This window comes from Pseudomonas sp. R32, assembly GCF_009866705.1.
In the GTDB taxonomy this organism is placed as follows: domain Bacteria; phylum Pseudomonadota; class Gammaproteobacteria; order Pseudomonadales; family Pseudomonadaceae; genus Aquipseudomonas; species Aquipseudomonas donghuensis.
Genome location: NZ_CP019396.1, coordinates 424,731 through 450,874, shown reverse-complemented (window position 1 = coordinate 450,874; position 26,144 = coordinate 424,731). Strand labels below are relative to the sequence as shown.

20 protein-coding genes, 2 pseudogenes and 1 riboswitch are annotated in these 26,144 nt (G+C 63.1%); of the genes and pseudogenes, 10 read left to right on the top strand and 12 right to left on the bottom strand.

Annotation, left to right across the window (positions count from 1 at the left end; translation table 11 throughout):
* Positions 1–834 (bottom strand): EamA family transporter, encoded by an 834-nt coding sequence (locus PspR32_RS02005; protein ID WP_036995459.1) that lies wholly within the window; start codon positions 832–834, stop codon positions 1–3.
* Between the two features lie 200 nt (positions 835–1,034).
* Here PspR32_RS02005 and PspR32_RS02000 point away from each other — a divergent pair, with 200 nt between their 5' ends.
* Positions 1,035–2,270 carry a cation:proton antiporter gene (locus PspR32_RS02000; protein WP_159388029.1) on the top strand — a complete coding sequence of 412 codons (1,236 nt, stop codon included), beginning with the start codon at positions 1,035–1,037 and terminating at the stop codon, positions 2,268–2,270.
* 66 nt (positions 2,271–2,336) lie between these two features.
* Here PspR32_RS02000 and PspR32_RS01995 read toward each other — a convergent pair whose 3' ends face one another.
* Entirely contained in the window at positions 2,337–2,735 is a 399-nt protein-coding gene (locus tag PspR32_RS01995) for an acyl-CoA thioesterase (RefSeq protein ID WP_010221517.1), read from the bottom strand.
* A gap of 336 nt (positions 2,736–3,071) precedes the next feature.
* On the opposite strand from PspR32_RS01995, the gene PspR32_RS01990 reads away from it, so the two are divergent.
* The 7 genes from PspR32_RS01990 to PspR32_RS01960 all read left to right on the top strand — a co-directional run bounded on the left by PspR32_RS01990 (position 3,072) and on the right by PspR32_RS01960 (position 10,908).
* Positions 3,072–3,578: an inclusion body family protein gene (locus tag PspR32_RS01990; protein ID WP_036995457.1), complete on the top strand. Its 507-nt coding sequence runs from the start codon at positions 3,072–3,074 to the stop codon at positions 3,576–3,578.
* A gap of 82 nt (positions 3,579–3,660) precedes the next feature.
* A complete protein-coding gene (locus tag PspR32_RS01985; RefSeq protein WP_159388028.1) occupies positions 3,661–4,170 on the top strand; it encodes a hypothetical protein in 510 nt (169 codons plus the stop codon).
* 99 nt (positions 4,171–4,269) lie between these two features.
* Positions 4,270–4,374, top strand: a riboswitch (S-adenosyl-L-homocysteine riboswitch).
* Between the two features lie 21 nt (positions 4,375–4,395).
* A complete protein-coding gene (gene ahcY, locus PspR32_RS01980; protein WP_010221514.1) occupies positions 4,396–5,805 on the top strand; it encodes an adenosylhomocysteinase in 1,410 nt (469 codons plus the stop codon).
* A 93-nt stretch (positions 5,806–5,898) separates the two neighbouring features.
* Entirely contained in the window at positions 5,899–6,744 is an 846-nt protein-coding gene (metF, locus tag PspR32_RS01975) for a methylenetetrahydrofolate reductase [NAD(P)H] (RefSeq protein ID WP_010221513.1), read from the top strand.
* A gap of 110 nt (positions 6,745–6,854) precedes the next feature.
* Positions 6,855–7,937: a hypothetical protein gene (locus tag PspR32_RS01970; protein WP_159388027.1), complete on the top strand. Its 1,083-nt coding sequence runs from the start codon at positions 6,855–6,857 to the stop codon at positions 7,935–7,937.
* 65 nt (positions 7,938–8,002) lie between these two features.
* Positions 8,003–8,788 (top strand): substrate-binding periplasmic protein, encoded by a 786-nt coding sequence (locus PspR32_RS01965; protein ID WP_010221511.1) that lies wholly within the window; start codon positions 8,003–8,005, stop codon positions 8,786–8,788.
* A 221-nt stretch (positions 8,789–9,009) separates the two neighbouring features.
* Entirely contained in the window at positions 9,010–10,908 is a 1,899-nt protein-coding gene (locus PspR32_RS01960) for a DEAD/DEAH box helicase (protein WP_159388026.1), read from the top strand.
* Positions 10,909–10,972: 64 nt separating this feature from the next.
* On the opposite strand, the gene PspR32_RS01955 is transcribed toward PspR32_RS01960, so the two are convergent.
* From PspR32_RS01955 to PspR32_RS01945, 3 genes are all read right to left on the bottom strand, one after another.
* Positions 10,973–11,551, bottom strand: coding sequence for a YceI family protein (locus PspR32_RS01955; RefSeq protein WP_159388025.1), 579 nt, complete (start codon positions 11,549–11,551; stop codon positions 10,973–10,975).
* 33 nt (positions 11,552–11,584) lie between these two features.
* Positions 11,585–12,136: a cytochrome b gene (locus PspR32_RS01950; protein ID WP_010221508.1), complete on the bottom strand. Its 552-nt coding sequence runs from the start codon at positions 12,134–12,136 to the stop codon at positions 11,585–11,587.
* 263 nt (positions 12,137–12,399) lie between these two features.
* Positions 12,400–14,256, bottom strand: coding sequence for a flavin monoamine oxidase family protein (locus PspR32_RS01945; RefSeq protein WP_036995452.1), 1,857 nt, complete (start codon positions 14,254–14,256; stop codon positions 12,400–12,402).
* 191 nt (positions 14,257–14,447) lie between these two features.
* Here PspR32_RS01945 and PspR32_RS01940 point away from each other — a divergent pair, with 191 nt between their 5' ends.
* Together PspR32_RS01940 and PspR32_RS01935 are read left to right on the top strand one after the other, a co-directional pair.
* Positions 14,448–15,854, top strand: a complete 1,407-nt coding sequence (locus tag PspR32_RS01940; RefSeq protein WP_010221506.1) for an adenosylmethionine--8-amino-7-oxononanoate transaminase — start codon at positions 14,448–14,450, stop codon at positions 15,852–15,854.
* A 99-nt stretch (positions 15,855–15,953) separates the two neighbouring features.
* Positions 15,954–16,673, top strand: a complete 720-nt coding sequence (locus PspR32_RS01935; protein WP_159388024.1) for a 16S rRNA (uracil(1498)-N(3))-methyltransferase — start codon at positions 15,954–15,956, stop codon at positions 16,671–16,673.
* On the opposite strand, the gene trhA is transcribed toward PspR32_RS01935, so the two are convergent.
* From trhA to pilH, 7 genes and pseudogenes are all read right to left on the bottom strand, one after another.
* Positions 16,670–17,287, bottom strand: a complete 618-nt coding sequence (gene trhA, locus PspR32_RS01930) for a PAQR family membrane homeostasis protein TrhA (protein ID WP_010221504.1) — start codon at positions 17,285–17,287, stop codon at positions 16,670–16,672. The two genes, PspR32_RS01935 and trhA, sit on opposite strands and share 4 nt — an antisense overlap.
* Before the next feature lie 55 nt (positions 17,288–17,342).
* Positions 17,343–17,810: a chemotaxis protein CheW gene (locus PspR32_RS01925; protein WP_159388023.1), complete on the bottom strand. Its 468-nt coding sequence runs from the start codon at positions 17,808–17,810 to the stop codon at positions 17,343–17,345.
* A pseudogene (locus PspR32_RS26560) lies at positions 17,803–18,180 on the bottom strand (response regulator); the annotation flags it as partial. The pseudogene PspR32_RS26560 and the gene PspR32_RS01925, both read right to left, overlap by 8 nt.
* A gap of 138 nt (positions 18,181–18,318) precedes the next feature.
* Positions 18,319–21,825: pseudogene (locus PspR32_RS01920) on the bottom strand (Hpt domain-containing protein); the annotation flags it as partial.
* Between the two features lie 1,315 nt (positions 21,826–23,140).
* The gene (locus PspR32_RS01915; RefSeq protein ID WP_010221501.1) at positions 23,141–25,186 is read right to left on the bottom strand and encodes a methyl-accepting chemotaxis protein; all 2,046 of its coding nucleotides are present in this window, start codon (positions 25,184–25,186) and stop codon (positions 23,141–23,143) included.
* 15 nt (positions 25,187–25,201) lie between these two features.
* The gene (locus PspR32_RS01910; RefSeq protein ID WP_026001212.1) at positions 25,202–25,756 is read right to left on the bottom strand and encodes a chemotaxis protein CheW; all 555 of its coding nucleotides are present in this window, start codon (positions 25,754–25,756) and stop codon (positions 25,202–25,204) included.
* Positions 25,753–26,118, bottom strand: coding sequence for a twitching motility response regulator PilH (gene pilH / locus PspR32_RS01905; protein WP_010221499.1), 366 nt, complete (start codon positions 26,116–26,118; stop codon positions 25,753–25,755). Before pilH ends, PspR32_RS01910 begins: the two co-directional genes overlap by 4 nt.
* Positions 26,119–26,144 lie beyond the last annotated feature (26 nt).

The following is a 26,144-nucleotide window of genomic DNA, read 5'->3' as shown; positions in this document are numbered from 1 at the left end:
TCAGAGCTTCATGATCAGCATGCCGATCAGCACCAGCGCACAGGCTAAGAGCCTCGGCCTGCCAAAAGGTTCTTTGAGGTAGCGCATGCCCAACAGCACCACCAGGATCACGCTGACCTCGCGCAGCGCTGCCGCCTCGGCCACCGAGCCCAACTGCATGGCCCAGAGCACCAGGGCATAGCTCAACAGCACGCAAAAGCCTACCGCCAGCCCCAAGCGCCACTGCAGTCGCCAGAACAGCATGAACGGTGCGCGTCGGGCCACCCCTGCCAGCAACGGAAACGGCCAGGCGCTGACCAGGGTCAGCCATACAAGATAGTCCAGCGGCTGTGACCACAGGCGGATCGCCTGGCCATCGAACCAGGTGTAGCAACCGATGCACAAGCCAATCAAGGCCACCACCGGCAGCATCGACCAGGGTAGCCGATCACCGCCACCGCCTTGCCAGAGCAGACAGAGCATGCCGCAGGGGATCAGCAAAATGCCGATGATCTGCTGGCTGCTCAGGGACTCGCCGGCAAACGTCAGGGTCAGTGCCAGCACCACCAGCGGCGACAAGCCGCGCATCAACGGATAGACCAGCCCCAGGTCACCGACCCGGTAAGCTTGAATCAGCAGGAAACGATAGAAGAGCTCGAACAGCGCCGACGCCAGCATCCACGGCCAGACGTCAGCCGGCGGCACCTGGACGAACGCCACCATGGCAAACGCAAACACCAGTGCCACCACGTCCATGCTGGCAATTACCAGCAGGCGTTCGCCGCTGAACTTGATCAGGGTGTTCCAGGTCGCGTGCAGCAGCGCCGCGACCAGTACCAGTGAAGTGGCTAACACGCAAAGGTCCTTGGCAAGGCAGGTGAGGTCATCAATGGCCAGCCGCTATATAACCACTTCAGCGCAGGGCGCTGGAAACGAAATTGAAGGAACGTGGTCAACGGATCCAGTCAAAAGTGTGTCCCGAAGCCCTCGGCAGGTCATCAAAGAAATGCCCGAGGCTATCGGGTGTCGACTTGGAAGCCACTACAGGACCTAGGATGCTTGAGCTCGTTGCTGCGTTTATCTGTTTGACCACCCTCCTCACCTATGTGAACTACCGCTTCATCGGCCTGCCCCCGACCATCGGCGTCATGGTCACCGCATTGCTGTTCTCCCTACTGTTGCAAGGCCTGAGCGTTATCGGCTATCCCGGCCTGGAAGAACGCGTGCAGGGCTTGATGAACCAGATCGATTTCAACGATCTGCTGATGCACTGGATGCTGTCGTTCCTGCTGTTCGCCGGCGCCTTGCACGTGAACCTGGCCGACCTGCGCAGCTACCGCTGGCCGATCGGCCTGCTGGCGACTGTCGGCGTACTGATCGCCACCGTGGTCATCGGTTTTCTTGCCCACTGGATTTTCGCCCTGTTCGGCTGGCACGTGAGCTTGCTCTACTGCCTGCTGTTCGGCGCGCTGATCTCGCCAACCGACCCGATCGCGGTACTCGGCGCGCTGCGTACCGCCAACGCCTCCAAGCCGCTGAAGACCACCATCGTCGGTGAGTCGCTGTTTAACGACGGCACCGCCGTTGTCGTGTTCACCGTGCTGCTGGGCATCGCCCAGCTTGGCGAAACACCCACGGTGGCTGACACCGCGATTCTGTTCGCCCGCGAAGCCATTGGCGGCGTGGTGTTCGGCGGCCTGGTCGGCTACATCACCTACCGCATGATCAAGAGCATCGAGCAGTACCAGGTCGAGGTCATGCTGACCCTGGCGCTGGTCATCGGCGGCTCGGCCATGGCCTATGAACTGCATGTTTCAGCGCCGATCGCCATGGTGGTGGCGGGCCTGATCATCGGTAACCTGGGCCGCAACCTGGCGATGAACGACATGACCCGTCGCTACCTGGATGGCTTCTGGGAACTGATCGACGACATGCTCAATGCCCTGCTGTTTGCCCTGATCGGCCTCGAGCTGTTGTTGCTGCCGTTCTCCTGGATGCACCTGGCGGCGGCTGGCGTACTGGCGCTGGCGATCCTGCTGTCGCGCCTGCTGACCGTGGCCCCGGCCATCGTCATGCTGCGCCGTTGGCGGTCGGTGCCACGCGGCACCGTGCGGGTACTGACCTGGGGCGGATTGCGCGGTGGCGTGTCGGTGGCCCTGGCCCTGTCGCTGCCAAGCGGCAGCGAGCGCGACCTGTTGCTGAGCATCACCTACATCGTGGTGCTGTCGTCGATCCTGTTGCAGGGCCTGACGATCGGGCGGGTGGTGCGCGGGGTTACTGAGCAGCCTTGAGGCCGCTATCGCTGGCAAGCCGGCTCCCACAGGGAGATGTGGGAGCCGGCTTGCCGACGATGCCTTTCATTCCACCGCGGTATCGAACTGATCCTTGATGTACTTGATCTCGGTGCGCCCGTGCGGCGCCGGCAGGCCGTCTTCACCCAGGTTGACGAAGACCATGCGGTCGACCGTGAGGATGCTCTTGCGGGTGATCTTGTTGCGCACTTCGCACTTGAGGGTGATCGAGGTGCGCCCGAATTCGGTGGCGGTGATGCCCAGTTCGATAATGTCGCCCTGGCGCGAGGCGCTGACGAAGTTGATCTCCGAGATGTACTTGGTCACCACGCGCTGGTTGCCCAGTTGAACGATCGCATAGATCGCCGCCTCTTCATCGATCCAGCGCAGCAGGCTGCCGCCGAACAGGGTGCCGTTGGGGTTGAGGTCTTCGGGTTTTACCCATTTGCGGGTGTGGAAATTCATTGCTACTCCTGACCTTGGCCTCTGAAAAGTCGAGCGCCAAAGGGCAATACAGCCCTCCGGCCCTTGTTCTACATGGTAGTCCCATTCGGGTGGCGTCGACCATTACGACCATTGGTCAGTAGCCATGGAAATTTCACCGGGCGCACTTTGACACCCCACTCTATACATCTAGCCTGAGCATGTGATCCACAGATCACTCCAGGTAGTCGGACAACCGGAACTTGGCATACGGCGCGGCAGAACCGGCATCGCAGGAAGCGAAGCTCCGGGCAGTGCCAGTGGAGAGCAACTGAGGCTCACCATTGACCTACTCGAACTGTGAAAAGGAATCCACTCATGTCCCGAGTCATTGATGTCAGCATCAACTTCGACACCGAAACCATCCTCAAGAAATTCCCCAATCCGAGCAAGGACCCGAACAAGCCCACGTTCATCCCGCCGGAACATATCTACATGGTCACCTACCAGGACAACGTCATCGCCGGCCAGGCCGGCGGCGAGTTGCACCTCAGGGGCCGCGTAGGCGATGTAGTTCGCTGGCGCGAGCAGAGCATTTCATTTGGCTTCGAGCAGTCCGTAATCCTTTATGCGTTCGTCTGCGACGACCCGAAGCACCAACTGCTGGAAGACCCTCGTCCCCTGCGCGCCAAAGTGCAAACGGCTGTGCCTAACGCGAACAATAAGTCTGTTCCGACCTGCCAGATCAACGACAACTACTACTGGCGCGGCGACCTGCTCGCGCAAGGCAAAGTCACTTACCACTTCAAGTTCATGATCGTCGATCGTGATTGCAAGTGCTGTGGCTACTTCGAATGGGATCCGTTCATCACCATCACCAACTGATCCAGTGCATGTGCCATCGGCCTGCGGGCCGGTGGCACATGTCAAAACCCTCCCCAATTGGTGCTCATGGAAGGAGCTCATCATGGCTACGGAGAAACCTGAACACGTTGTGCTTATCGTCGATACCAAGGGCCTGCTCGACTCTCTCGAACCGCTGCCCACAGCCCCCGACTCACCCGCCGATCTCGACCCCCACCACCTGTGCATCCTGCACGCCCGCCCGGAGACGGACGCCCCCCTGCTTGTCGACGCTCCACGGCTGACCATCGAGGCCGGGAAAACGCTGCTGCTGCGCATGGTGCCAGTGGCGCTGCTCGGCGAAGAAATACTCTTCAGCCACAGCCCTGCCAGCACGCCCCCGCTGGCAATCGAGCTGATCGAACAGCACAACGTGCACCTGGCGCTTCCCGAAGCGTCCACCCCGCTGCAACCGTCGAGCCGTGAGGTCGACGATTATCACTGGCAGCTGCGCAGCGACCAGCCTGGCGAGTTCAAGCTTACCTGGCAGGTCATGCTACTGGCCCAGGACTGCGAGCCGCTGGCTTACCTGCGCCTGCACCTGGATCTGCTGGTCACGATGCCGACCGGCTGAGCCGTTGATTTGTCTTTAGCGCTTGGGAAGCTCGAAAAGCCCGGCTATAATCGCCCGGCATTATTCGACGGTGGCTGCATTGGCCACCGTTCCCGCCACCTGTCCGAGGGGCGCTGCAGCAGGTTCAACCTGTCAGGCTCGGATGGGGCGTTGTCCCGCCAGGCATGCCTGCGGACACTAAACGCACAACGGCGCCCATTCGCACATTACGAATGGAGGCTCTCAATGAGCGCTGTAAACACGCCTGCTGGTTTTACCGATTACAAAGTCGCCGATATCTCCCTGGCTGCCTGGGGCCGTCGCGAGACCATCATTGCTGAATCGGAAATGCCTGCGCTGATGGGCCTGCGCCGCAAGTACCTGCAAGAGCAACCGCTCAAGGGTGCGAAAATCCTCGGCTGCATCCACATGACCATTCAGACCGCCGTGCTGATCGAAACCCTGGTTGCCCTGGGTGCCGAAGTACGCTGGTCGTCCTGCAACATCTTCTCGACTCAAGACCAGGCCGCTGCCTCCATCGCGGCTGCCGGCATCCCAGTTTTCGCCTGGAAAGGCGAGACCGAGGAAGAGTACGAGTGGTGCCTGGAGCAAACCATCCTCAAGGATGGCCAGCCATGGGACGCCAACATGATCCTCGACGATGGCGGCGACCTCACCGAGCTGCTGCACAAGAAGTATCCGGCTGTGCTGGAGCGCGTCCACGGCGTCACCGAAGAGACCACCACCGGTGTGCACCGCCTGCTCGACATGCTGGCCAAGGGTGAGCTGAAAGTCCCGGCGATCAACGTCAACGACTCGGTCACCAAGAGCAAGAACGACAACAAGTACGGCTGCCGTCACAGCCTCAACGACGCCATCAAGCGCGGCACCGACCACCTGCTGTCGGGCAAGCAGGCGCTGGTCATCGGCTACGGTGACGTCGGCAAGGGCTCGGCCCAGTCGCTGCGTCAGGAAGGCATGATCGTCAAGGTGTCGGAAGTCGACCCGATCTGCGCCATGCAAGCCTGCATGGACGGTTTCGAGCTGGTCTCGCCGTTCATCGACGGCATCAACAACGGTACCGAAGCGAGCATCGACAAGGCGCTGCTGGGCAAGATCGACCTGATCGTGACCACCACCGGTAACGTCAACGTCTGCGATGCCAACATGCTCAAGGCCCTGAAGAAGCGCGCCGTGGTCTGCAACATCGGCCACTTCGACAATGAAATCGATACCGCTTTCATGCGCAAGAACTGGGCTTGGGAAGAAGTCAAACCACAGGTACACAAGGTCCACCGTACCGGCCATGGCGACTTCGACCCACAGAACGACGACTACCTGATCCTGCTGGCCGAAGGCCGCCTGGTGAACCTGGGCAACGCCACCGGTCACCCGAGCCGGATCATGGACGGCTCGTTCGCCAACCAGGTCCTGGCTCAGATCTTCCTGTTCCAGCAGAAGTACGCCGACCTGCCAGCCGCTCAGAAAGCCGAGCGCCTGACCGTTGAAGTCCTGCCGAAGAAGCTCGACGAAGAAGTGGCCCTGGAAATGGTCCGCGGCTTCGGCGGCGTGGTGACCCAACTGACCAAGCAGCAGGCCGACTACATCGGCGTTACTGTTGAAGGGCCGTTCAAGCCACACGCCTATCGCTACTGAAAGTTGGTAGCTGCAAGCTACAAGCTGCAAGCGGTTCGCGCCGCTTCTGCTTATAGCTTGCGGCTTGTAGCTTGCCGCTGAAGAGAATCTTCTATGTCTCAGGAACGTCGTTACAGCTTCGAGTTCTTCCCGACCAAGACCGATGCTGGACATGAAAAACTGCTTGCCACTGCCCGCCAGCTGGCCAGCTACAACCCGGATTTCTTCTCCTGCACCTACGGTGCCGGTGGCTCGACCCGCGACCGCACGCTCAACACCGTGCTGCAGCTGGAAAGCGAAGTGAAAGTCCCGGCGGCCCCGCACCTGTCGTGCGTCGGCGACAGCAAGGATGACCTGCGCTCGCTGCTGATCCAGTACAAGGCAGCTGGCATCCAGCGCATCGTTGCCCTACGCGGCGACTTGCCATCAGGCATGGGCATGGCCAGCGGCGAGTTGCGCTACGCCAACGAACTGGTCGAGTTCATCCGCCAGGAAAGCGGCGATCACTTTCACATCGAAATCGCCGCCTACCCGGAGATGCATCCGCAGGCGCGCAACTTCGAAGATGACCTGAAAAACTTCGTACGCAAGGCCAACGCCGGCGCCAACAGCGCCATCACCCAGTACTTCTTCAACGCCGACAGCTATTTCTACTTCGTCGAGCGTGTGCAGCAGATGGGGGTGGATATCCCTGTAGTACCGGGGATCATGCCGATCACCAACTACAGCAAGCTGGCGCGTTTCTCCGACGCCTGCGGCGCCGAGATCCCACGCTGGATCCGCAAGCAGCTGGAAGCTTACGGCGACGACGTGAAGAGCATCCAGGCCTTTGGCGAAGAAGTCATCACCCGTATGTGCGAACAACTGCTGCAAGGCGGCGCACCTGGGCTGCACTTCTATACCCTGAACCAGGCCGATCCGAGCCTGGCGATCTGGAACAACCTCAAGTTGCCCCGCTGATCGGCTCGCTACACCACAGGTAACAATTGCGTCAAAATATTGATAAGGCCTTTAGCTTACGCTAAGGGCCTTTTCTGCATTCTTACCCCCTGACGGATTCTCGTGCCTTCATGCGCCAAGGACTTACCCCTGCTCGACCGCAACTTGTTTACCTGGTCTTCGGGCCACACACCTATCATCAGGAAGCCCAGTTCAGCATCGTCAGCGCCCTGGCCAACCTGCGCAAGACTCCCGGGCAAGCCCTTGATATCCAGGTCTACAGCGACAACCCCGAGCCCTACCTGCATCTGCCGGTAAGCGTACATCCACTCGACGCGGCCACCCGCGAAGCCTGGAACCAGCCCTACGGTTATCACTTTCGCAGCAAGCATGTGGTGCTGCGTAAGGTGCTGGCCAGTGCGCCCATGGCAGTGCTGATCGATACCGACACGTTTTTCCATCAGTCGCCCATCGAACTGTTCCACCGGGTCAAGCCAGGCACCTTGCTGTGCAACGCCATCGGCGGCACCTATGGCAGTGACCCGCAGTGCCTGCTGTTTCAGACCCTGGCACCGATGCTCGAGGAGCGCGGCCTGGCCGACCGGAACATGCCACTGCTGAACTCCGGGGTCATTGGCCTGATGCAGGAAGATGCACCGTTGCTCGACCGCTCCATCGCCTTGATGGACGAGTACTACCCCCACGCCAAGGGGGCTTACACCCTGGAAGAGTTCTGCCTGACTGTCGCGGCCTACCGGCAGATGCAGGTCAACCAGTGCACCGACCTGATCCATCACTACTGGAGCCGCAAGCAGCTGTTCCGGGCCAAGGTCCAGGCCTGGCTGGCCAAGCACCAGCATGCCCCTCTGACTGAAGCGGCGCTGGCCGATGTCTACCGCGTCAACGCCCAGCTGCCCAAGCCGCCCACCCTGCAGCGGCTGGGCTACAAGGCCTTGAGCCTGACCTTGCCGGCCGAACAGCGCCAGTTCATGCGCGAGTTGCTCAACGGCTGCTACGACTACCCCAACGAGTTCGACCGCGCCTGCGCCTCGGCTTGGTGGGACAAGGCCCTGGACAACGCCAAGGCCCGGCATCCGCAGCCGCTCTGCCCCGCGACCCTGCAGCAATGGTTCGAGCATCCCGGCATGCGCCTGTCCCTGGGCCGCAAGCACCGCACCGTGCGTGATTTGCTGTTAAAGCGATCACAGCGCTGACAACCCGGCTGGATCGACGTGCACGGCTACTAGCCATAGCCGTGCGCACGTCGTAATCTCCAGCCATGCCCGATTTCACCCGTCTGTTGACCGCGCTGTTTCTCACTTGCCTGAGTGCCTTTGCCCATGGCGAGAAGCTACGTATCGTCACCGAACCCTGGGCTCCCTATGTCTACCTTGAAGACGGTCAGGCCAAAGGCATCGACTACGAGGTGACCGCCGAAGTATTCAAACGCCTGGGCGTCGAGGTGGAATGGCAATTCCTGCCGTGGAAACGCTGCCTGGCCATGATCGAACAAGGTCTGGCCGATGGTGTGCTGGACATCTTCCAGACCGAACAGCGCGACAGCCAGCTGTTCTACCCCAGCGAACCGCTGTCCGACGTCGAATTCACCCTCTTCTACGCCAACGACCGACCGCACAAGGTCAAGCGCCTGGAAGACCTGCGCGGCCTGACGGTAGGGACCTCTCCCGGTTACAGCTACGGAGCGGCGTTTATCGAGTCGCCGCTATTCACCCGCGAACCTGCGCCCACCCATGAGGCCAACTTCGGCAAGCTGCAGCGCGGGCGCATCGACCTGCTGATCACTGACCGTCGAGTAGGCCGCTACCTGGTGCGCAACCTGGGCCTGGAGCAGCAGATCAGCGAACTGCCGCTGGTGATCAGCCGCCAGAGCCAGTACCTGGCGGTGCGCCGCAATGTCGGCATGGACCTGCTGGCCCAGCGCTTTGCCGCCGAGCTGCGGCGCTTCAAGCGCGAACCGGCCTATGCTGCACTGCACGCCCGTTACGCCAGTGCCGGGGAAAACTTTCAACCCGCCGTTGAGCAGCAGGAACACAGCACGCGCTGAATGCTCTGTTATACTCGGGCCTTCCCGCCAGGCTTACGCCCGGACGCTCGGCCTTGCAAAAGGCATCCCGACCGGCAGGACAGCGCGGCCAAGAGCCCGCCCGCCGCCCCGGATGCGCATTGAAGGCCCTGCAGGACCGGACGCGATAGCATCACCTGATGCCCGTCGCGCCAGGCAAGATTATCCCATCGGGCTCAGCCCCCATTAGAACAGGATTACTCATGTCCTTTGCTTCCCTCGGTCTCTCCGAGGCTCTAGTCCGCGCCATCGAGGCAGCGGGCTACACCCAGCCCACTCCGGTGCAACAGCGGGCCATTCCCGCCGTGTTGCAAGGCCGCGACCTGATGGTTGCCGCCCAGACAGGTACTGGTAAAACCGGCGGCTTCGCCCTGCCGATCCTTGAGCGCCTGTTCCCAGGCGGTCACCCGGACAAATCCCAGCGTCATGGCCCACGCCAGCCGCGGGTACTGGTGCTGACCCCGACGCGCGAACTGGCCGCCCAGGTTCACGACAGCTTCAAGGTCTACGCCCGCGACCTCAAATTCGTCAGCGCCTGCATCTTTGGTGGCGTCGGCATGAACCCCCAGGTTCAGGCCATGGCCAAGGGCGTTGATGTGCTGGTAGCCTGCCCGGGGCGCTTGCTCGACCTGGCCGGCCAGGGCAGCGTTGACCTGTCCCATGTCGAAACCCTGGTGCTGGACGAAGCCGACCGCATGCTCGACATGGGCTTCATCCACGATGTGAAAAAGGTCCTCGCCCGTTTGCCGGCCAAGCGCCAGAACCTGCTGTTCTCGGCGACCTTCTCCAAGGACATCACCGACCTTGCCGACAAGCTGCTGCACAATCCGGAACGCATTGAAGTCACGCCGCCGAACACTACCGTCGAGCGTATCGAACAACGCGTCTACCGCCTGCCGGCCAGCCACAAGCGTGCCTTGCTGGCGCACCTGATCACTACCGGCGCCTGGGAACAGGTACTGGTGTTCACCCGTACCAAGCATGGCGCCAACCGCCTGGCCGAGTACCTGGAAAAGCACGGCCTGACCGCCGCCGCGATCCACGGCAACAAGAGCCAGAACGCCCGCACCAAGGCCCTGGCCGACTTCAAGGCCGGTACCGTGCGCATCATGGTCGCCACCGACATCGCCGCCCGTGGCCTGGACATCGACCAACTGCCGCACGTGGTCAACTTCGAGTTGCCCAATGTCGAAGAAGATTACGTCCACCGCATCGGCCGTACCGGCCGTGCCGGGCGCTCGGGTGAGGCCATTTCGCTGGTCGCTCCGGATGAAGAAAAGCTGCTCAAGAGCATCGAGCGCGTCACCCGCCAGAAAATCCCGGATGGCGACCTGATGGGCTTTGACGCCTCCAAGGTCGAAGCTGAAAAACCCGAAACCCGTGAACGTCCGCAAAACAATCCGCGCACTGGCCGTGGCCAACGTGCCGATGGCAGCAATGCCAACAGTGGCGGTCGCAAGGACAAGGGCAAGGATCAGGGCAAAGACAAAGGCCGCGACAAGGACAAGGAAAAAACCGCGGAGAAATCCGCTGGTGGCCGCCAGGAGCGCAAGCCGCGCGACAACAAGCCGCGTCAGGCCCAGTCGGCTCAGCCAGGTATCCCGCCAGTGCCGGCCAACCGTGATCCGGAAGAATTCCTGGATGACGAAGTCGACAATTTCGGTAACCGCGCCGACTACGTCAGCCCTTACCAGAACAAGGGCAACCAGGGCCGCAACCGTCGCCCGGGTGCACCTGCCCAGGCTGGCGCCAGTACGGGTGGCCAGCCACGGGGTGGTCAGCCACGCAGCAACAACGGCCCGCGTAGCGGTGGCGGTGCTTCGGCCAATGGAGAGAAACGCGGTGGTGGTGCCCGTAGTGGTGGTGGCGGCCGTGACGGCCAGGCGCGCCGCGACGGTGGTGGCGGTCGTAACCGTCGTCCAGCCCGCGATGATCAATCGAGCCAGGAACCGGCCGTGCGCAACCCGCGTGAAGGCCAGTCGCAGCCGAAGATCATGCACAAGGAGTCGAAGGTCGATCGCTTCCCGACTGCCGAGCAGCTCGAGCAACTGCCAAGCCGTCCACGTGGCGAGAAACCTGCTTTGCTGACGCGCAACCGCTGATTCAGCGACCGCGCCAACAAAAACGCCGCCCCTAGGGGCGGCGTTTTTGTTCGTTCAGCAGCAATTACTTCTGCTTGACGCCTTCGATCGTGATGTCCAGATCCAGGGTCTGCGATGCAGGGCCTGGGCCTTTGATGCCGAAGTCGTTCAGGTTCAGCGTGGTCTTGGCGTTGAAACCGGCACGCTCGCCACCCCATGGATCCTTGCCTTCACCGTTGAAAGTAGCCTTGAAGATCACCGGCTTGGTCACACCGTGCAGGGTCAGGTCGCCGGTCACGTCAGAGGTTTTCTCGCCGGTAGATTTAACGGCGGTGGACACGAACTTGGCCTCTGGGTACTTCTTCACATCGAGGAAGTCTTTGCTGGCGATGTGCTTGTCACGCTCGGCGTGGTTGGACCACAGGCTGGCGGTTTTCAGGTCGACTGCGATCTTGCTGGCCTCAGGCTTGGTCGAATCCCAGCTGAAGGAACCATCGAAATCCTTGAAAGTACCGTGGATGAAGCTGTAGCCCAGGTGGCTGATCTTCCAGTCAACGAAGGCGTGCTGGCCTTCCTTGTCGATCTTGTAATCTGCTGCCATGGCTTGGCCGGCGGACAACAGTGCGGTACCGAGCGCCAGAGCGGCAAAAGTCTTTTTCAACATGCGTCTATATCCCTTTGGAGTTGAGGTTGAACATCAAGCTTTGCGGCCCAGCATGCGGATCAGGGTCGCGTCACGGTCAATAAAGTGGTGTTTCAGGGCGGCCAGGCCATGCAGCCCGGCAAAAATCACCAGGCCCCAGGCCAGGTAGAAATGGATTTCGCCGGCGACGTCGGCCTGGTCGGGCAGATTACTGACCAGCGCCGGCACTTCGAACAGGCCGAACACCGGAATGCCAACACCATCGGCGGTAGAAATCAGGTAACCGGCAATCATCACCGCGAACAAACCCAGGTACAGCAGGCCATGGCCGGCAGTGGAGGCCAGGCGAGTCAGTTTGCCGTGGCTGGCCGGAGCCGGCGGGGGCGGACTGACAAAGCGCCAGAGCACACGCAGCAGCATTACCCCAAGCAGCACCAGGCCGATGCTTTTGTGCAGGTCGGGGGCGTCTTTGCGCCAGGTGCTGTAGTAGTCCAGGCCCATCATCCACAGGCCCAGGCCGAACAGGCCGAATACGGCCAGCGCAACACCCCAGTGCAGGAAGATGCTGACAAGGCCATAACGAGAAGATGAATTGCGCAGTTGCATTGCCGTGTTTCCCTGTAAGAACTGTGCTCAAGACTAACGAGTTATTTATCGATTAAAAGCAGAAAAACTTGCTCTGAAATATCGAGAAATATGATCTTTAGTATGAAACGAAGCTATTAAGGAAACATTAACTACGTGGGAAGGGAAGACCCTGAGGGTCTTGGGGCCGTAGCGCGGCCCATCACCGGCAACGCCGGCTCCCAAAGGTTCGGCTTGAACAAAACCCTGTGGGAGCCGGTCTTGCCGGCGATGAAGTCAGCGCATTACTGCGCCTTGGCCTGGGTATCGGCCACCGGCTTTTTCACCGGTTCCGCCTTGGCAGCGGTTTTCTTCACTGGCGCAGCCTTGGCTGCAGTCTTTTTCTGCTGTTGCGCTTTGGCCACCGGTTTTTTCGCCGGCGCCTGCTTGGCCGCAGGTTTGGCCGGGGCCGCTTTTACCGGCGCCTTGGCCGGTTCTTCCTTGGCAACCGGTGCTACCGTGGGTGCCGGTGCAGTAGCCGGAGCGGGTGCCGGGGCAACCTCGGCAGGCTTGGCGGATGGCTGCTCGGCAGGCTTGTCAGCACCGCCGAACAGACGCTTGAAGAACCCTGGCTTGCCCTCTTCCTTCTTCACCGGCTCCTCGGCCTTGGCCGACTTGTCGGACGAACCACCAAACAGGTTGCTGAAGAAGTTGCCCTTGCTCGCCGCCGCCGCAGCCGTGCCTGCAGCAGCGGTGGCCGCTACCGCCTTGACCGGTTCGAACGACTTGCCGGCCGCCAGATCCTGGACCTGGCTGGCAGCGCGCTGACCACTGCGCAGGGCGCCTTCGAGGGTGCCCGGGTACATCGCATCGGTGTGCTCGCCCGCAAAGGCAATACGCTGCACCGGACGCTCCCACAGGCGCCAGTACTTGCTGATCTGGCCAGGACCATAGGCCAGGTAGGCGCCACCGGTACCGACGTCGGTGCTGTAACGGCGCACTTCGTAGCCGGTGAAGGCACCGCGGGCCTGCGGGTAGAAGGCGTGCAGGCGGATCAGCACCTGATCGACCATCTGCTTGTCGCCAAAGGCTTGCAGCAGACGCGCGTTGTCACCGGAAAGGTTGATCACCACGTTGGCGCCGCCCTTGAGCGCAGGCTCGATCCAGAGCATGCCCAGGCCGGTGTTGCTGTAGATCTCGCCGGACATCCGCGAGCGGCTCTCCCACACCGGGGTCTTGAACTTGAGCATCAGCTGGTCGCGCCAGCCGTAGTTGGTACCCTTGAGCGCAGCCAGGTGCTTGGCGTCCAGGCCCGGGGTCATCTGGATTTTCGACAGGGCGCGCAGCGGCACGGCCAGCACTACGTAATCTGCCTGGTAACCGACGCTACCGACTTTGACGGTGACGCCGTCCTTGTCCTGGACAATGGCACTGACCGGCGATTGGGTCTTGATGGTCTTCAACTGTTTGACGAAGGCCTGGGCCAGTACCGGGCTGCCGCCTGGCAGGCGGGCCGCGCGCAGGTCACGGTCGCTGACGCCACGGTAGACGCGGGTCTGCTGGGCGAAATAGAGCAGCGACAGGCGCGATGGCTCGTCGTAGCGGGTACGGATTTGCTGATTGATCAACTGGCGTGCGGTGGCCGGCAACTGCAGCTTGTCGAGCCAGCCGGAGACGTTGAGCTGGTCGAGGGCAAACAGGGTGCTGTTGGCCGCCGGGTTCAGCGGATCGTCGATCGAGCGCGCCAGGTCGTCGAGGGTCTTCTCGTAACGCTTGAGCGCCTCGGCGGTGGCCGGCTGCTTGGTGGCCAGGTCGGTCGAGCTGAAATATTCGCCGTCGATCAGGTAACCCGGGGTCCGCACGAACTCCGGTGCCGGCAGGGTACTGAGCTTGAAGGTGTCCAGGTACTGGTTGAGCACCGGCTGGGCCTTGCTGTTGCCGATCCATTCGCTGGTGGCCAGGCCCGAGCGCCCGCCCATGCCGGCCTTGGCTTCCAGCAGGGTCACCTGCCACCCCTTGTTCTGCAACTCATAGGCGGCTGTCAGGCCGGCCAGACCGCCACCGACGACGATTGCCGTCGGGGCCTTGTCCTTGGCCAGCGCAGTGCCGCTGAACAGTCCTATCATTACCAGCGCACACGCGCGCAGCCAACCAGCAGACATTTGGCGAACTCCGGATCAAAGCAGAAGTGTTTGGGGGGATCCCCCCAGAAAGAGTAGCCGAAGGATACGCCACGCCAAGCGCCCCCGCCAGCAACGCCAGCACCCTGATTGCAGCGCACGGGTTGTTCTCGGCCGGCGCATTGCATAGGCTTGCGCGGCATGTCCGAGCCGCCGTCGCCAGGAGAATCGAAATGGGCCTCAACCAACAGTGGATGCAACGCGACCTCAAGGTCCTGTGGCACCCCTGCACCCAGATGAAAGATCACGAACAACTGCCGCTGATTCCAATCAAGCGCGGCCAAGGCGTGTGGCTGGAAGACTTCGAAGGCAAGCACTATCTCGACGCCGTCAGCTCCTGGTGGGTCAACGTTTTTGGCCATGCCAACCCGCGCATCAACCAGCGCATCAAGGATCAGGTCGACCAGCTCGAACACGTGATCCTCGCCGGCTTCAGCCATCAGCCGGTGATCGAGCTCTCCGAGCGCCTGGTGCAGATCACCCCTGAAGGCCTGGACCGGGTGTTCTACGCCGATAACGGTTCGTCCTGCATCGAAGTGGCGCTGAAAATGAGCTTCCACTACTGGCTGAACAAAGGTCAGCCGGAGAAAAAGCGCTTCGTCACCCTGAGCAACAGCTATCACGGCGAAACCATCGCGGCGATGTCGGTCGGCGATGTGCCGCTGTTCACCGAGACCTACAAGGCGCTGCTGCTCGACACCATCAAGGTGCCGAGCCCGGACTGCTACCTGCGCCCCGAGGGCATGGGCTGGGAAGAACACTCGCGCACTATGTTCGCGGCCATGGAGCAGACCCTGGCCGAACACCATGCCACGGTTGCCGCCGTCATCGTCGAACCGCTGATCCAGGGCGCTGGCGGCATGCGCATGTACCACCCGGTGTACCTCAAGCTGCTGCGTGAAGCCTGCGACCGCTATGGCGTGCACCTGATCCACGACGAAATCGCCGTGGGCTTTGGCCGCACCGGGACGATGTTCGCCTGCGAACAGGCCGGCATCCGCCCGGACTTCCTGTGCCTGTCCAAGGCCCTGACCGGCGGCTACCTGCCGCTGGCCGCCTGCCTGACCACCAACGAGGTGTACAGCGCCTTCTACGACGATTACCCGACCCTGCGCGCCTTCCTCCACTCGCACAGCTACACCGGCAACCCGCTGGCCTGTGCCGCGGCGCTGGCGACCCTGGATATCTTCGAGCAGGACAACGTCATCGAAGCCAACAAGGCTCTCTCCCAGCGCATGGCCACCGCCACCGCGCACCTGGTCGACCACCCGCATGTCGCCGAAGTGCGCCAGACCGGCATGGCCCTGGCCATCGAGATGGTCCAGGACAAGGCCAGCAAGACCGCCTACCCGTGGCAGGAGCGCCGTGGCCTGAAGGTCTTCGAGCACGCCCTGAGTCGCGGTGCCCTGCTGCGCCCGCTGGGCAGCGTGGTGTACTTCCTGCCGCCTTACGTGATCACCCCGGAGCAGATCGACTTCCTTGCCGAGGTGGCCACCGAGGGCATCGACATCGCCACCCGCAGCAGCATCAGCGTGGCGGTGCCGGCTGATTTCCACCCTGACTTCCGCGATCCGGGCTAACCGCATCGCGGGTCAAGCCCGCTCCCACAGAGATCCCTGTAGGAGCGGGCTTGACCCGCGATGAGGCCCGCACTGCCAACACATTTTTAGAGTTAACCCATGAGACTGTCCCGCTTCTTCATCGACGCCCCCCTGAGCCTCGGCGCCCACGATCTGCCCGAAGCCCAGGCCCACTACATCGGCCGCGTGCTGCGCATGGCCGCCGGCGACGCCGTGCAACTGTTCGACGGCAGCGGCCAGGAGTTTCGCGGCCAGTTGCTCGAAGTCGGCAAGAAAACCGTCCGCGTGCAGCTCGACGAAGCCTTCGCCGGTCAAGCCGACTCAAGCCTGCAGGTTCACCTCGGCCAGGGCCTGTCCCGCGGCGAGCGCATGGACTGGGCCATCCAGAAGGCCACCGAGCTGGGTGTCAGTGCCATTACCCCGATCGTCAGCGAGCGCTGCGAAGTGCGCCTGAAAGATGAGCGCGCCGACAAGCGCCTGGCCCACTGGCGCCAGGTGGCAATCAGCGCCTGCGAGCAGTGCGGGCGCTCCAGCGTGCCGGTGATTCACCCGCCGCAGCTGCTGGCCGACTGGCTCAAGGCCTGCGACGAAGACCTCAAGCTGGTCCTGCACCCGGTTGCTGAACCGATGGTCAGCCACCAGAAGCCGGCCAGCCTGGCCTTTCTGATCGGTCCTGAGGGCGGTCTGAGCAAAGCAGAAGTGGAGCAGGCCAAAGGCGCCGGCTTCCACGCCGCGCGCCTGGGCCCGCGGGTGCTGCGCACCGAAACTGCGCCGGTGGTGGCCCTGGCCGTCGCCCAGCAGCTGTGGGGCGACTTCTAGAGCACGTAGAAGAACACCGCGATGAAGTGCAGCAGGCTGCCGGCAATCACGAACAGGTGCCAGATGCCATGCCAATGGCGAAAGCGGCTGTCGTAGGCGAAGAAGATGATGCCGATGGTGTAGAACGCACCACCGGCCGCCAGCCAGGCAAAGCCTGCGGCGCCGAGACTGGCCAGCAGTGGCTTGACCGCCACCAGCACGATCCAGCCCATCAGTGCATAGATGATGATCGACATCACCCGCGCTTCGGAGCGCGGCTTGATCTCTTGCAGCATGCCGATCACCGCCAGCCCCCAGACTACCCCGAACAGGCTCCAGCCCCACGGCCCGCGCAGGCTGACCAGGCAGAACGGCGTATAGCTGCCGGCAATCAACAGGTAGATGGACAGGTGATCGAGCTTGCGCATGACCACTTTGGCCTTGCCGCGCACGCTGTGATAAAGCGTCGAGATGCTGTAGAGCAACAACAGTGTGAAACCGTAGATCGCCAGGCTGACGATCTTCCAGGGGTCACCTTGCAGGCTTGCCACCACCAGCAGCCAGATGGTGCCAATGCAAGCCAGCACGGCGCCGACCAGATGGGTCCAGGCATTGAAACGTTCACCGTGATACATGCAACAGGATCCTCCTGACTAGTAACAGGGCTCCCATCCTACACAGGCAAATGTTTCAAACCACCCCTGCGTTCACCAACAGCTGTTCCAGTGCAGGAAGATCCGGCACCCGCGCCACCTGTTCGCCCACCTGCACCGCCGCCATCTCCAGGGCGGCCAGCGGCACATCGACGTAGTTGAGCTGGCTGTCGAGCTTGCACGAGCGTGGAATGCCCTGCACCAGCAAGGCAACAAAGCGCAGCGGGCTGCTGCCCAGGGCATTGAGCACGACAATCCGCGCCCGCTCGCCAACCTGTAGCTGGCCGCCACAGGCCGATTCGAAGCTGAGCAGAGGCAAGCGCTGGCCACGCCAGTCGATCCAGCCAAGCAACCATTCAGGCGACGCCAGCACCGGGCTGCCGGCCTGAAAGCCGATCAGTTCGGCCACGGCAACGTTGGGCAGCACCAGGCAGCGATCGCTCAAGGGCAGCAGCAAGCCGGTCAGGCTGCTGCGCCGGTTATACCGGGCGGGTTGTTCAAGCATCGCGGCGGCTCCATTGGGCAATACTCTGCAGCAGCACCGACTCTTGATAGGGCTTGCCCAGGTAGTCATTGACGCCGATGGCCATGGCCCGGTCGCGGTGTTTCTGGCCGGTACGCGAAGTGATCATGATGATCGGCAGGTCCTCGAGCTTGGGATCGTGACGAATCTGTGTGGCAACTTCAAAGCCGTCCATGCGCGGCATTTCAATGTCCAGCAGAAGCACGTCCGGACGATGTTCCTGCAACAGGGCCATGGCGTCGACCCCGTCCTTGGCGGTCAGCACGTTCATGCCGTGGCGCTCGAGCAGCCGCCCGGTGACCTTGCGCACGGTCACCGAGTCGTCCACCACCATCACCAGCAGCGGCCGTTCCGGCACGCTGCCATGGTTTTCCCGGCGCAGACCTTCGCTGCTGCAATGGTGCTGGGCCAACTGCTGCTGCAGGCCGCGTAACTGGCCGAGCAAGTCGAGAATCAGCACCACCCGGCCATCACCCAGCAAGGTCGCCCCGGACAACCCCTGGACCGCAGCGAACTGCGGCCCCAGGCTTTTGACCACGATCTCGCGGCTGGCCGCCAGGCCATCGACCTGTACGGCGTACTGTTGATCGTGGGAATGCACCAGCAACACCGGCAGCGGCAGGCTCTGGCCCAACAGTTTCGGTTGCGCCGCGCCTTGCAGCAGCTCGCCCAGGTAGCGCAGCTCATAGCGGTGTCCGGCGTATCGGTAATGCGGCGGGTCGAGCTGGTAGCAGGCTTCAAGCTCGGCCGGCGGCACGCGGACGATGCCTTCGATGGTGTTCAGCGGAATCGCGTACAGCTCTTCACCGTACTGGACCATCAACCCACGGTTGATCGACACAGTGAACGGCAGGCGGATCAGAAAACGCGCGCCCTTGCCCGGCTTCGACTCGATCACCATCGAACCACCGAGCTGCTTGACCTCTTCATGGACCACGTCCATGCCCAGCCCTCGCCCGGAAATCTGGGTGATCTTCTCGGCGGTGGAGAACCCCGGCTGAAGGATGAACTGCATGATCTCGTGGTCGCTGAGCACCGCCGCAGGGTCGAGCAGCCCACGGTTGATCGCCTTGCGCCGCACGGCCTCAAGCGGCACCCCTGCACCGTCATCGGTCATTTCGATGACGATATCGGCGCCTTCATGCAACAGGTTCAGCGAGATCAGCCCCTGCTCCGGCTTACCGGCTGCCAGGCGCGCCTCGCGCGACTCCAGGCCATGGTCGACGGCGTTGCGCAGCATGTGCTCTAGCGGCGCCATCATGCGCTCCAGCACGCTGCGGTCCATCTCGCCCTCGGCATTGCCGATCACCAGTTCAACCTGCTTGCCCAGCTCGCTGGACACCTGCCGCACCACCCGCTGCAAACGCGGCACCAGGCGCTCGAACGGCACCATGCGGGTGCGCATCAGGCCTTCCTGCAGGTCGCTGTTGACCCGCGCCTGCTGCTGCAACAGGCTCTGCGCGTCATGGGCGCGCACGCTCAGGGTTTCCTTGAGGTCAAGCAGGTCGGAAGCCGACTCGAACAGCGCCCGCGACAACTGCTGCAGTTGCGAATGGCGGTCCATCTCCAGCGGGTCGAAGTCATCGTAGGCCTGGCCGTCGCCGTCGGCCTGGCGGCTGAGAATGCGCCCCTGGGTTTCGGTATCCAGGCGGCGCAACTGGTCGCGCATGCGCTCCAGGGTGGTTTCCATCTCGTTCAGGGCCACCTGCGCATCGTTGACCTGCTGCTCGATGCGGCCACGGATGATCGAGTTTTCCCCGGCCAGGTTGCCCAGGTCATCGAGCAACTCCGAGGCCACCTTGACCATGTCGCCGGCGCCACGCTCAGGCGCGGTCACCGGCAGTTCCGGCGGCGCCGTGTCCGGGTGCGCCTGGCCGGCGGCGGTATCGGCCAATGCCGCGCTGCTGAAGTTGCGGATGTAGTCGATCAGCGCCGTGGCCGCATGCAGCGGCTGTTGCAGGCGCACGGCATCGAGCATATGGGCCAGGCGGTCATGACAGTTCTGCAGCAGGCTGAACAGCGCCGGGCTGGGTTGCAACTGGCCAGCGGCAAGCAGTTCGTAGAGGAACTCCAGCTCGTGGGCCAGGTCGCCGATCGGCCCGATCTCGACCATGCGTGCACCGCCCTTGAGGGTGTGCAGGTCACGCAGCAGGTTTTCGACCTCGACGCCATTGCGCGGCTCGGCTTGCCAGCGCAGCAGGGCCGCACTGGAGCTTTCGACCAGGTCGAGGCTTTCTTCGAGAAAGATCTCCAGCAACTCTTTGTCGCCAGCGTCCTGCTGCGCTTCGACAGGCTTATCCACAACCGCAGGCGGCGGTGCGTCATGACGAAACTCGCGCAGCGCCGCCAGCAGTTCGACCTGGGCTGCCGGCACCTGGCCTTGCTGCAATTGTTCGAGCATCTGCGCCAGTTGCTGGTGGCTGCGCTTGAGCAGGGCAAACAGCTCGGCACCGGGGCTGAAGCGCCGGTCCACCAGGCCTTCGTAAAGCAGCTCAAGCTCTTGCGCCAGCACTTCGAACGCGCCCATGGCGGCCATCTGTGCGCCACCCTTGAGGGTTTGCAGGTCACGGGCCAGCGACGACAGCGCCGAGGCGTTATCGGTATCCAGCAGCCAGCGCGCCAGGGCCTGGTCGGCACTGTCGAGAATGTCGTTGGCTTCATCGAGGAACAGCTCGAGCATGGCCGGGTCCGGTGCCTGGGCGGCCAGTTCGGCGGTGGCGCTGGCAAGCTCGGTGATTGCCCCGCCCTGGCTGCTGACCAGGCCCATGGCCGACGGTTCCAAGCCTTCGTCGAGCAGTTCGCGCAGGGCCTGCAAGCGTTCCGGACGCGGGTCGACTTCCTGGCCGGCGGCGATCTGGTCGAGCATGTCGATCAGCGCTTCATGGGCGCTCTGCGCCTCGCTGAAGAATCGCGGGCTGACCGCCAGGCTGCTCTCCTCCACTGCACCGTAGAGGTCGAGCAAGGCTTCACACAGTTCGTCCACCTGCCACAGGTCGGCCAGGTGCGCGCTCTGGCCGAGAGTGGTCAGTTCATCGAGCAGCGCATTGAGCTCCTGGCGCTCACCGGGATGCTCCTGCCAACGCAGCAGCAACGACTCGGCGTCGAGCAGGATGTCCATGCCCTGGGCCAGGAAGCTGGCAATCAGTTGCGGGTCGCGCTTGACCCGCAAGCCCTGGCTCGGCGCCTCCAGCAACGCCTGCAGGCGCGCATCGACCACCTGGTGAATATCGGCAATCAGCGTCGCAGCCCCGGCAATCGGCGCCAACGGTGAACTGGAAAGCTGCTGCACGCCACGGCGCAGCAGCGGATCTGCGGTTTCCAGGAGGTAGATTTCTTCAAGATCAAAGGCCAGCAGATGGGCCTTGAACTCGCGGGCCAGTAAGTCCAGGGCACCGGCCAGCTCGGCAATCGGCAACACCCCGGCCATCGCCGCGCTGCCCTTGAGGGTGTGCAGGGCGCGCTGCAGGTTGTCGCTGACCGGCAGCGGCAGGTGCTGATCGGCCTCGCGCAAAAAGGCTTCGAGGCTGTCCAGGTGCCCCAGGGCCTCGTTGCGGAATATCTCCAGCAATTGCGGGTCAATGGCTTCGCTGGCCTCGGCCTCGCTGTGCGGGTCATTCATGGCCAGCGCATGCAGATGCGTCGCCAATTGTTCAATCTCGGGATGGGCCGGCGCCAGGGCCTGGGCAAACTCGCCAAGCAGCGCAGGCATCTCATCCAGGGCTTGTTGCAACGCGGCGAAGGGCGCCGCGCCGATCTCCACCCGGCCTTCGAGCACACGGTTGAGCAGGTGCTCCGCCGCCCATGCCAGTTCCGCCAGCGCCTGGGCGCGGACCATGCGCCCACTGCCCTTGAGGGTGTGCAGGCCGCGGCGCAGTTCGATCAGGGCTTCGCGATCGGCGCTGTCGGCTTGCCAACGGGCCCACATTTCATTGAGCAACGGCAGCAGCTCGTTGGCTTCTTCAAGGAATATCTCGCGCAACTCGTCATCGATCGGCATGACGTCAGGCGCAGCTACCGCCGGCACCTCTATCACCGCAGGTTCCGGCTCAAGGCGATAACCCAGGGCAGCAAGGCTGTGCTGGGCCGCCTCGAGGAACCGCGAGGGATTGGCCTGGGGGTCGGCAATCAGCCATTGCAGGTAACACTCGCAGGCACTCAAGGCCTCGGCCAGATGGCTCAGGGCCGAAGGCTCAGCAAGAGTTTCGTTGCCCAGCAGATGCTCATGTACATAGTCGCCGCAGTGGCCGATCAACGCCGCTGCCCGCGGCAGCATCAGCATCGCCAGGGCGCCACGGATTTGCTGCAGCAAGCCAGGCAGTGGTTGCAGGCGTTGTGGCTGCCAGCCAGCATCCAGGCAATCGCCGATCAGGTCCTTGACCTGTTGCAACACGGCTAAGGCCTCTTCAAGCACCAGTTGCCGAATCTCGGCCAGATCGGTGCCCGGCAGCGGGCTCTGGCTGCTCTGCTCCAGCGGCCCGACCATGCCGGCCAGGGTTGCCTCGACATACAGCAACGCCCCGGCGATATCCATCAACAGCGCATCGGCCGGCTCACGCTGGCCCTGGGCCAGGCTTTGCAGCACCAGCACCTGATCGATGATCACTCGGCGCGGCTGGCCAAAGCCGAGCACGGCCAGGGTGTCGGCGATCTGCCGCAGCGGCGCCAGCAACGGCTCCAGCTCGTCCAGATGCTGGCGATCGCCACGCACGAACTGGTCCAGACGCTCCTTGACCCGCTTGAGGTCTTCGCACAAAGCGGCGACCACCGAGCGCAGCGCATCGCGATCAGGCCCGGCCTGCAGGCGATCGCGCCAGGTCCCCAGGTACAGGTCGAGGTTGGCCAGTTCTTCAGCGTCAGCGGGGCTACTGGTCAGTAGGCTGTCCTGCGCCAGGGGCTCGGCGCCGCGCTCGGCACGCAGTTGGTTGAGCACCGGCAGCACCACCAGCGGCAGGTCACGGCGGGCGCTGCGCAGGCGCTCAAGGTACAGCGGTAATTGCTCCAGGCCGCGAAACAGTGCGCCCAGCGCTTCACCGCGCTGGCTGGCCCGGCCCTGGCGCAAGGCCAGACCCAGTTGTTCCATTTCTTCGGCGAGCAGGGCCGCGCCATTGAGCTCGAGCATCAGCAGGCTTCCGCGCACCTGATGCAGCTGTTCGACGAAGCCATCGAGTACGGCCTCATCTCCGGGCTCGGCGGCGAAGTGCTCCAGGGTCAGGCGCGCCTGGCCCAGGCAGTCGGCAATCGCCCCTTTGACCCAGGCCAGTGCTACCGTATCGTGCCGATCCGCCATAACTGCTCCCATCACCATGAGGCCCTCAACGCGGCGGTGTCGGCGGCAAGGTAAAGCCGGACACCGAGCGGCGCATTTCACTGGCCATACGCGCCAGGTTGCCAATGCTTTCGGCGGTGGCGGTAGAGCCAGCCGAGGTTTGCGAGGTGATCTGCTGGATTACCGACATGGTATGCGAGATCTGCCCGGCCGAAGAGGTCTGCAGCTGGGCGGCATCGGAGATGCTGTGAATCAGGTCGGCGAGGGTCTGGGATACGCCTTCGATTTCCGCCAGGGCCACCCCGGCATCCTGGGCCAGGCGTGCGCCGCGCACCACCTCGGCGGTGGTCTGCTCCATGGAGATCACCGCCTCGTTGGTGTCGGCCTGGATGGTCCGCACCAGCGCTTCGATCTGGCGCGTGGCCGACGACGAGCGCTCGGCCAGGCGTTGCACTTCATCGGCAACCACGGCAAAGCCACGCCCGGCTTCACCGGCCAGCGAGGCCTGGATCGCCGCGTTGAGGGCGAGGATGTTGGTTTGGTCAGCAATGTCGTCGATCAGGCTGACGATATCGCCAATCTCCTGGGACGACTCGCCCAGGCGCTTGATCCGCTTGGCGGTGTCCTGGATCTGTTCGCGGATGTTGTCCATGCCGTTGATGGTGTTGTGCACCACCTCGTTGCCCTTGTTGGCGATGGCGACCGAACGCTCGGCCACTTTCGCCGACTCGTAGGCGTGGGTGGACACCCGGTCGATGGACTCGGCCATGTCGCCCACCGCCACCGAGGCATCGCTGATCTGCTGGGCCTGGTGTTCGGAGGCCTTGGCCAGCTGGCGCGCGGTGTTCTGGGTGTCCTGCACGGCGGCGGCCACCTCCTCGGCACTGAGGTTGATGGTCGCCACCAGGTCGCGCAGTTGGTCGATGGAGTAATTGATCGAGTCGGCGATGGCGCCGGTGAAGTCCTCGGTGACCGAGACCGTCACGGTCAAATCGCCATCGGCGAGGTCTTCGATTTCGTCGAGCAGACGCATGATCGCCTGCTGGTTGCGTTCGTTTTTCTCGGCGGTTTCGCGCAGCTGGCGGTGAGTGGTACGCACCATCACCAGGCCGATGAGGATGATCGAAGCCAGCGCCAGCAAGCCCAGCACATAGCCGCCGACGGTATCCAGAGTGCGCCCGCCGGCCAGGTTCTCGAAGCCGGTGGCCAGTCGCGAGGCTTCATCGAGCAGGGTTTGCGACAGGCCGAAGATACTCCCGGCGGCCTCGCGGACACGGAACAGCTCAGGCGAGGTTTCAAGGATCTCGTCGACCGAGCCTGCGACGAACTGGAACAGTTCGGCGATCTCGGCCAGCCGCGCGCGGGCATCGGGGTCTTGCACGCGGGTAACCTGGATCGCTTCGTTGCCGCCGAGCATGGCTTCGAGCACCTGGCCGAAACGGCTGGCGTCGCGGCCGAAGGCATCGGCGGCCTGAACCGCAGTGTCATCCCCGGCCAGAACGGTGTTGACCGAGCCGAGAATGCGCTCTGCCAGCAGCGACTGGCGCTGGGCCACCGCGACCTGACTGGCCGGGGCGCCGCTTTGCAGCAGGATTTCCACGACCTTTTCGTATTCCACCTGCAACTGCGGCACGGTTTCGGCCAGGGTCGCGGCGACCTGGTGCAGCGACAGCACGGTCTGTTCACTGGCAAGAATCGCGTCGGTGTTCTTGCGCAGGTTTTCCCAGTCGCGCAGCACCGCGTCCATTTCCTTGCGCACCGCCGGCGGCGCGGCAGGCAGGCCGGTACTGCTATCGCCCTTTTTCAGGTAGCCCCAGCGCTGTTCGAAATCATTGCGCGCCTCGCTCAGCAGGCGAAAGGCCACGGCCTTGCCGGCCGCCGCTTCAGTGGCGTTCTTGGCAATGCGCTGGGACAGTACGCGCAGCTCGCCGGCATGGCCGATGTACTGCTTGTCGTAATTGGCCTGGGTGTTGAGGTAGGCGAAGTTGGCGAACAGCAGGATGATCGACAGGATCAGCACCACGAACAACGCCGCGATCTGCGCGCTGCTGCGGGAACCCTGGGGCGATGGAGCCGTCTTGGTGGTAGTCACGGAGGTGGCATTCCTTTACAACGCGACGTCGAGGAAACCCGGCGCCTGGGCCAGGGCGAAGGGGCTGAAGATCGCCCAACTGCGCTCACGCTGAAAATGCCCCTGAACGAAGGGCGCGGCAGCGCTCAATAACGGAGTTGGCGGCGACAGGTCGAGGTTGTGCAGCGCAAAGTGCTGCAAACCCAGCACCTCATCGACCAGCAACCCGGTAAACAACTCGTCATGGTCGAGTACCAGCACCCGTCGCTGCTTGCGTGGGGCCGACAGGCCGAGGCCGAAAAAACCGCAGAGGTCCATCACCGGCAACAAGCGGCCGCGCAGGTTGGCCACCCCGCTGACCCACGGCTTGACTCCGGGAATGCGGCTCAGACGCGGCTCGTGCAGGACTTCGGCGACTTCGCCCATGGGCGCGACGAACCACTGCTCGGCGATGCGAAAGCCGATGCCGCTCCAGCTCTGCAGGCGGGTTTCCTGCAACGGCAGGTCGGCGGCCAGCAGCCGGCAACGCCGGTCGATGTCCAGCAGCAGCTCGAAAGCCGTCAGCGACTCGCCCATGGGCTGGCTGGTCAACCTTTGAGCACGGCGTTGAGCTTCTTGATCAGGGTGTCTTCGTCCACCGGCTTGGTCAGGTAGTCCCTGGCGCCCTGACGCTGGCCCCAGACCTTGTCGGTTTCCTGGTCCTTGGTGGTAACGATGATCACCGGAATGTGCGCGGTCTCAGGGGTCTTGCTCAACTGGCGGGTGGCCTGGAAGCCGTTGACCCCGGGCATGACGATATCCATCAGCACCGCGTCGGGCTGTTCCTGGCGGGCCAGGGCCACGCCGTCGGCGCCGTTTTCGGCCTTGAGCACCTGATGCCCGTGTTTTTCGAGCATACCGGTCAGTTTGTACATTTCGGTCGGCGAGTCGTCGACGATCAGAACTCGGGCCATGCTGTTCCCCATGAAGGAATAGACGC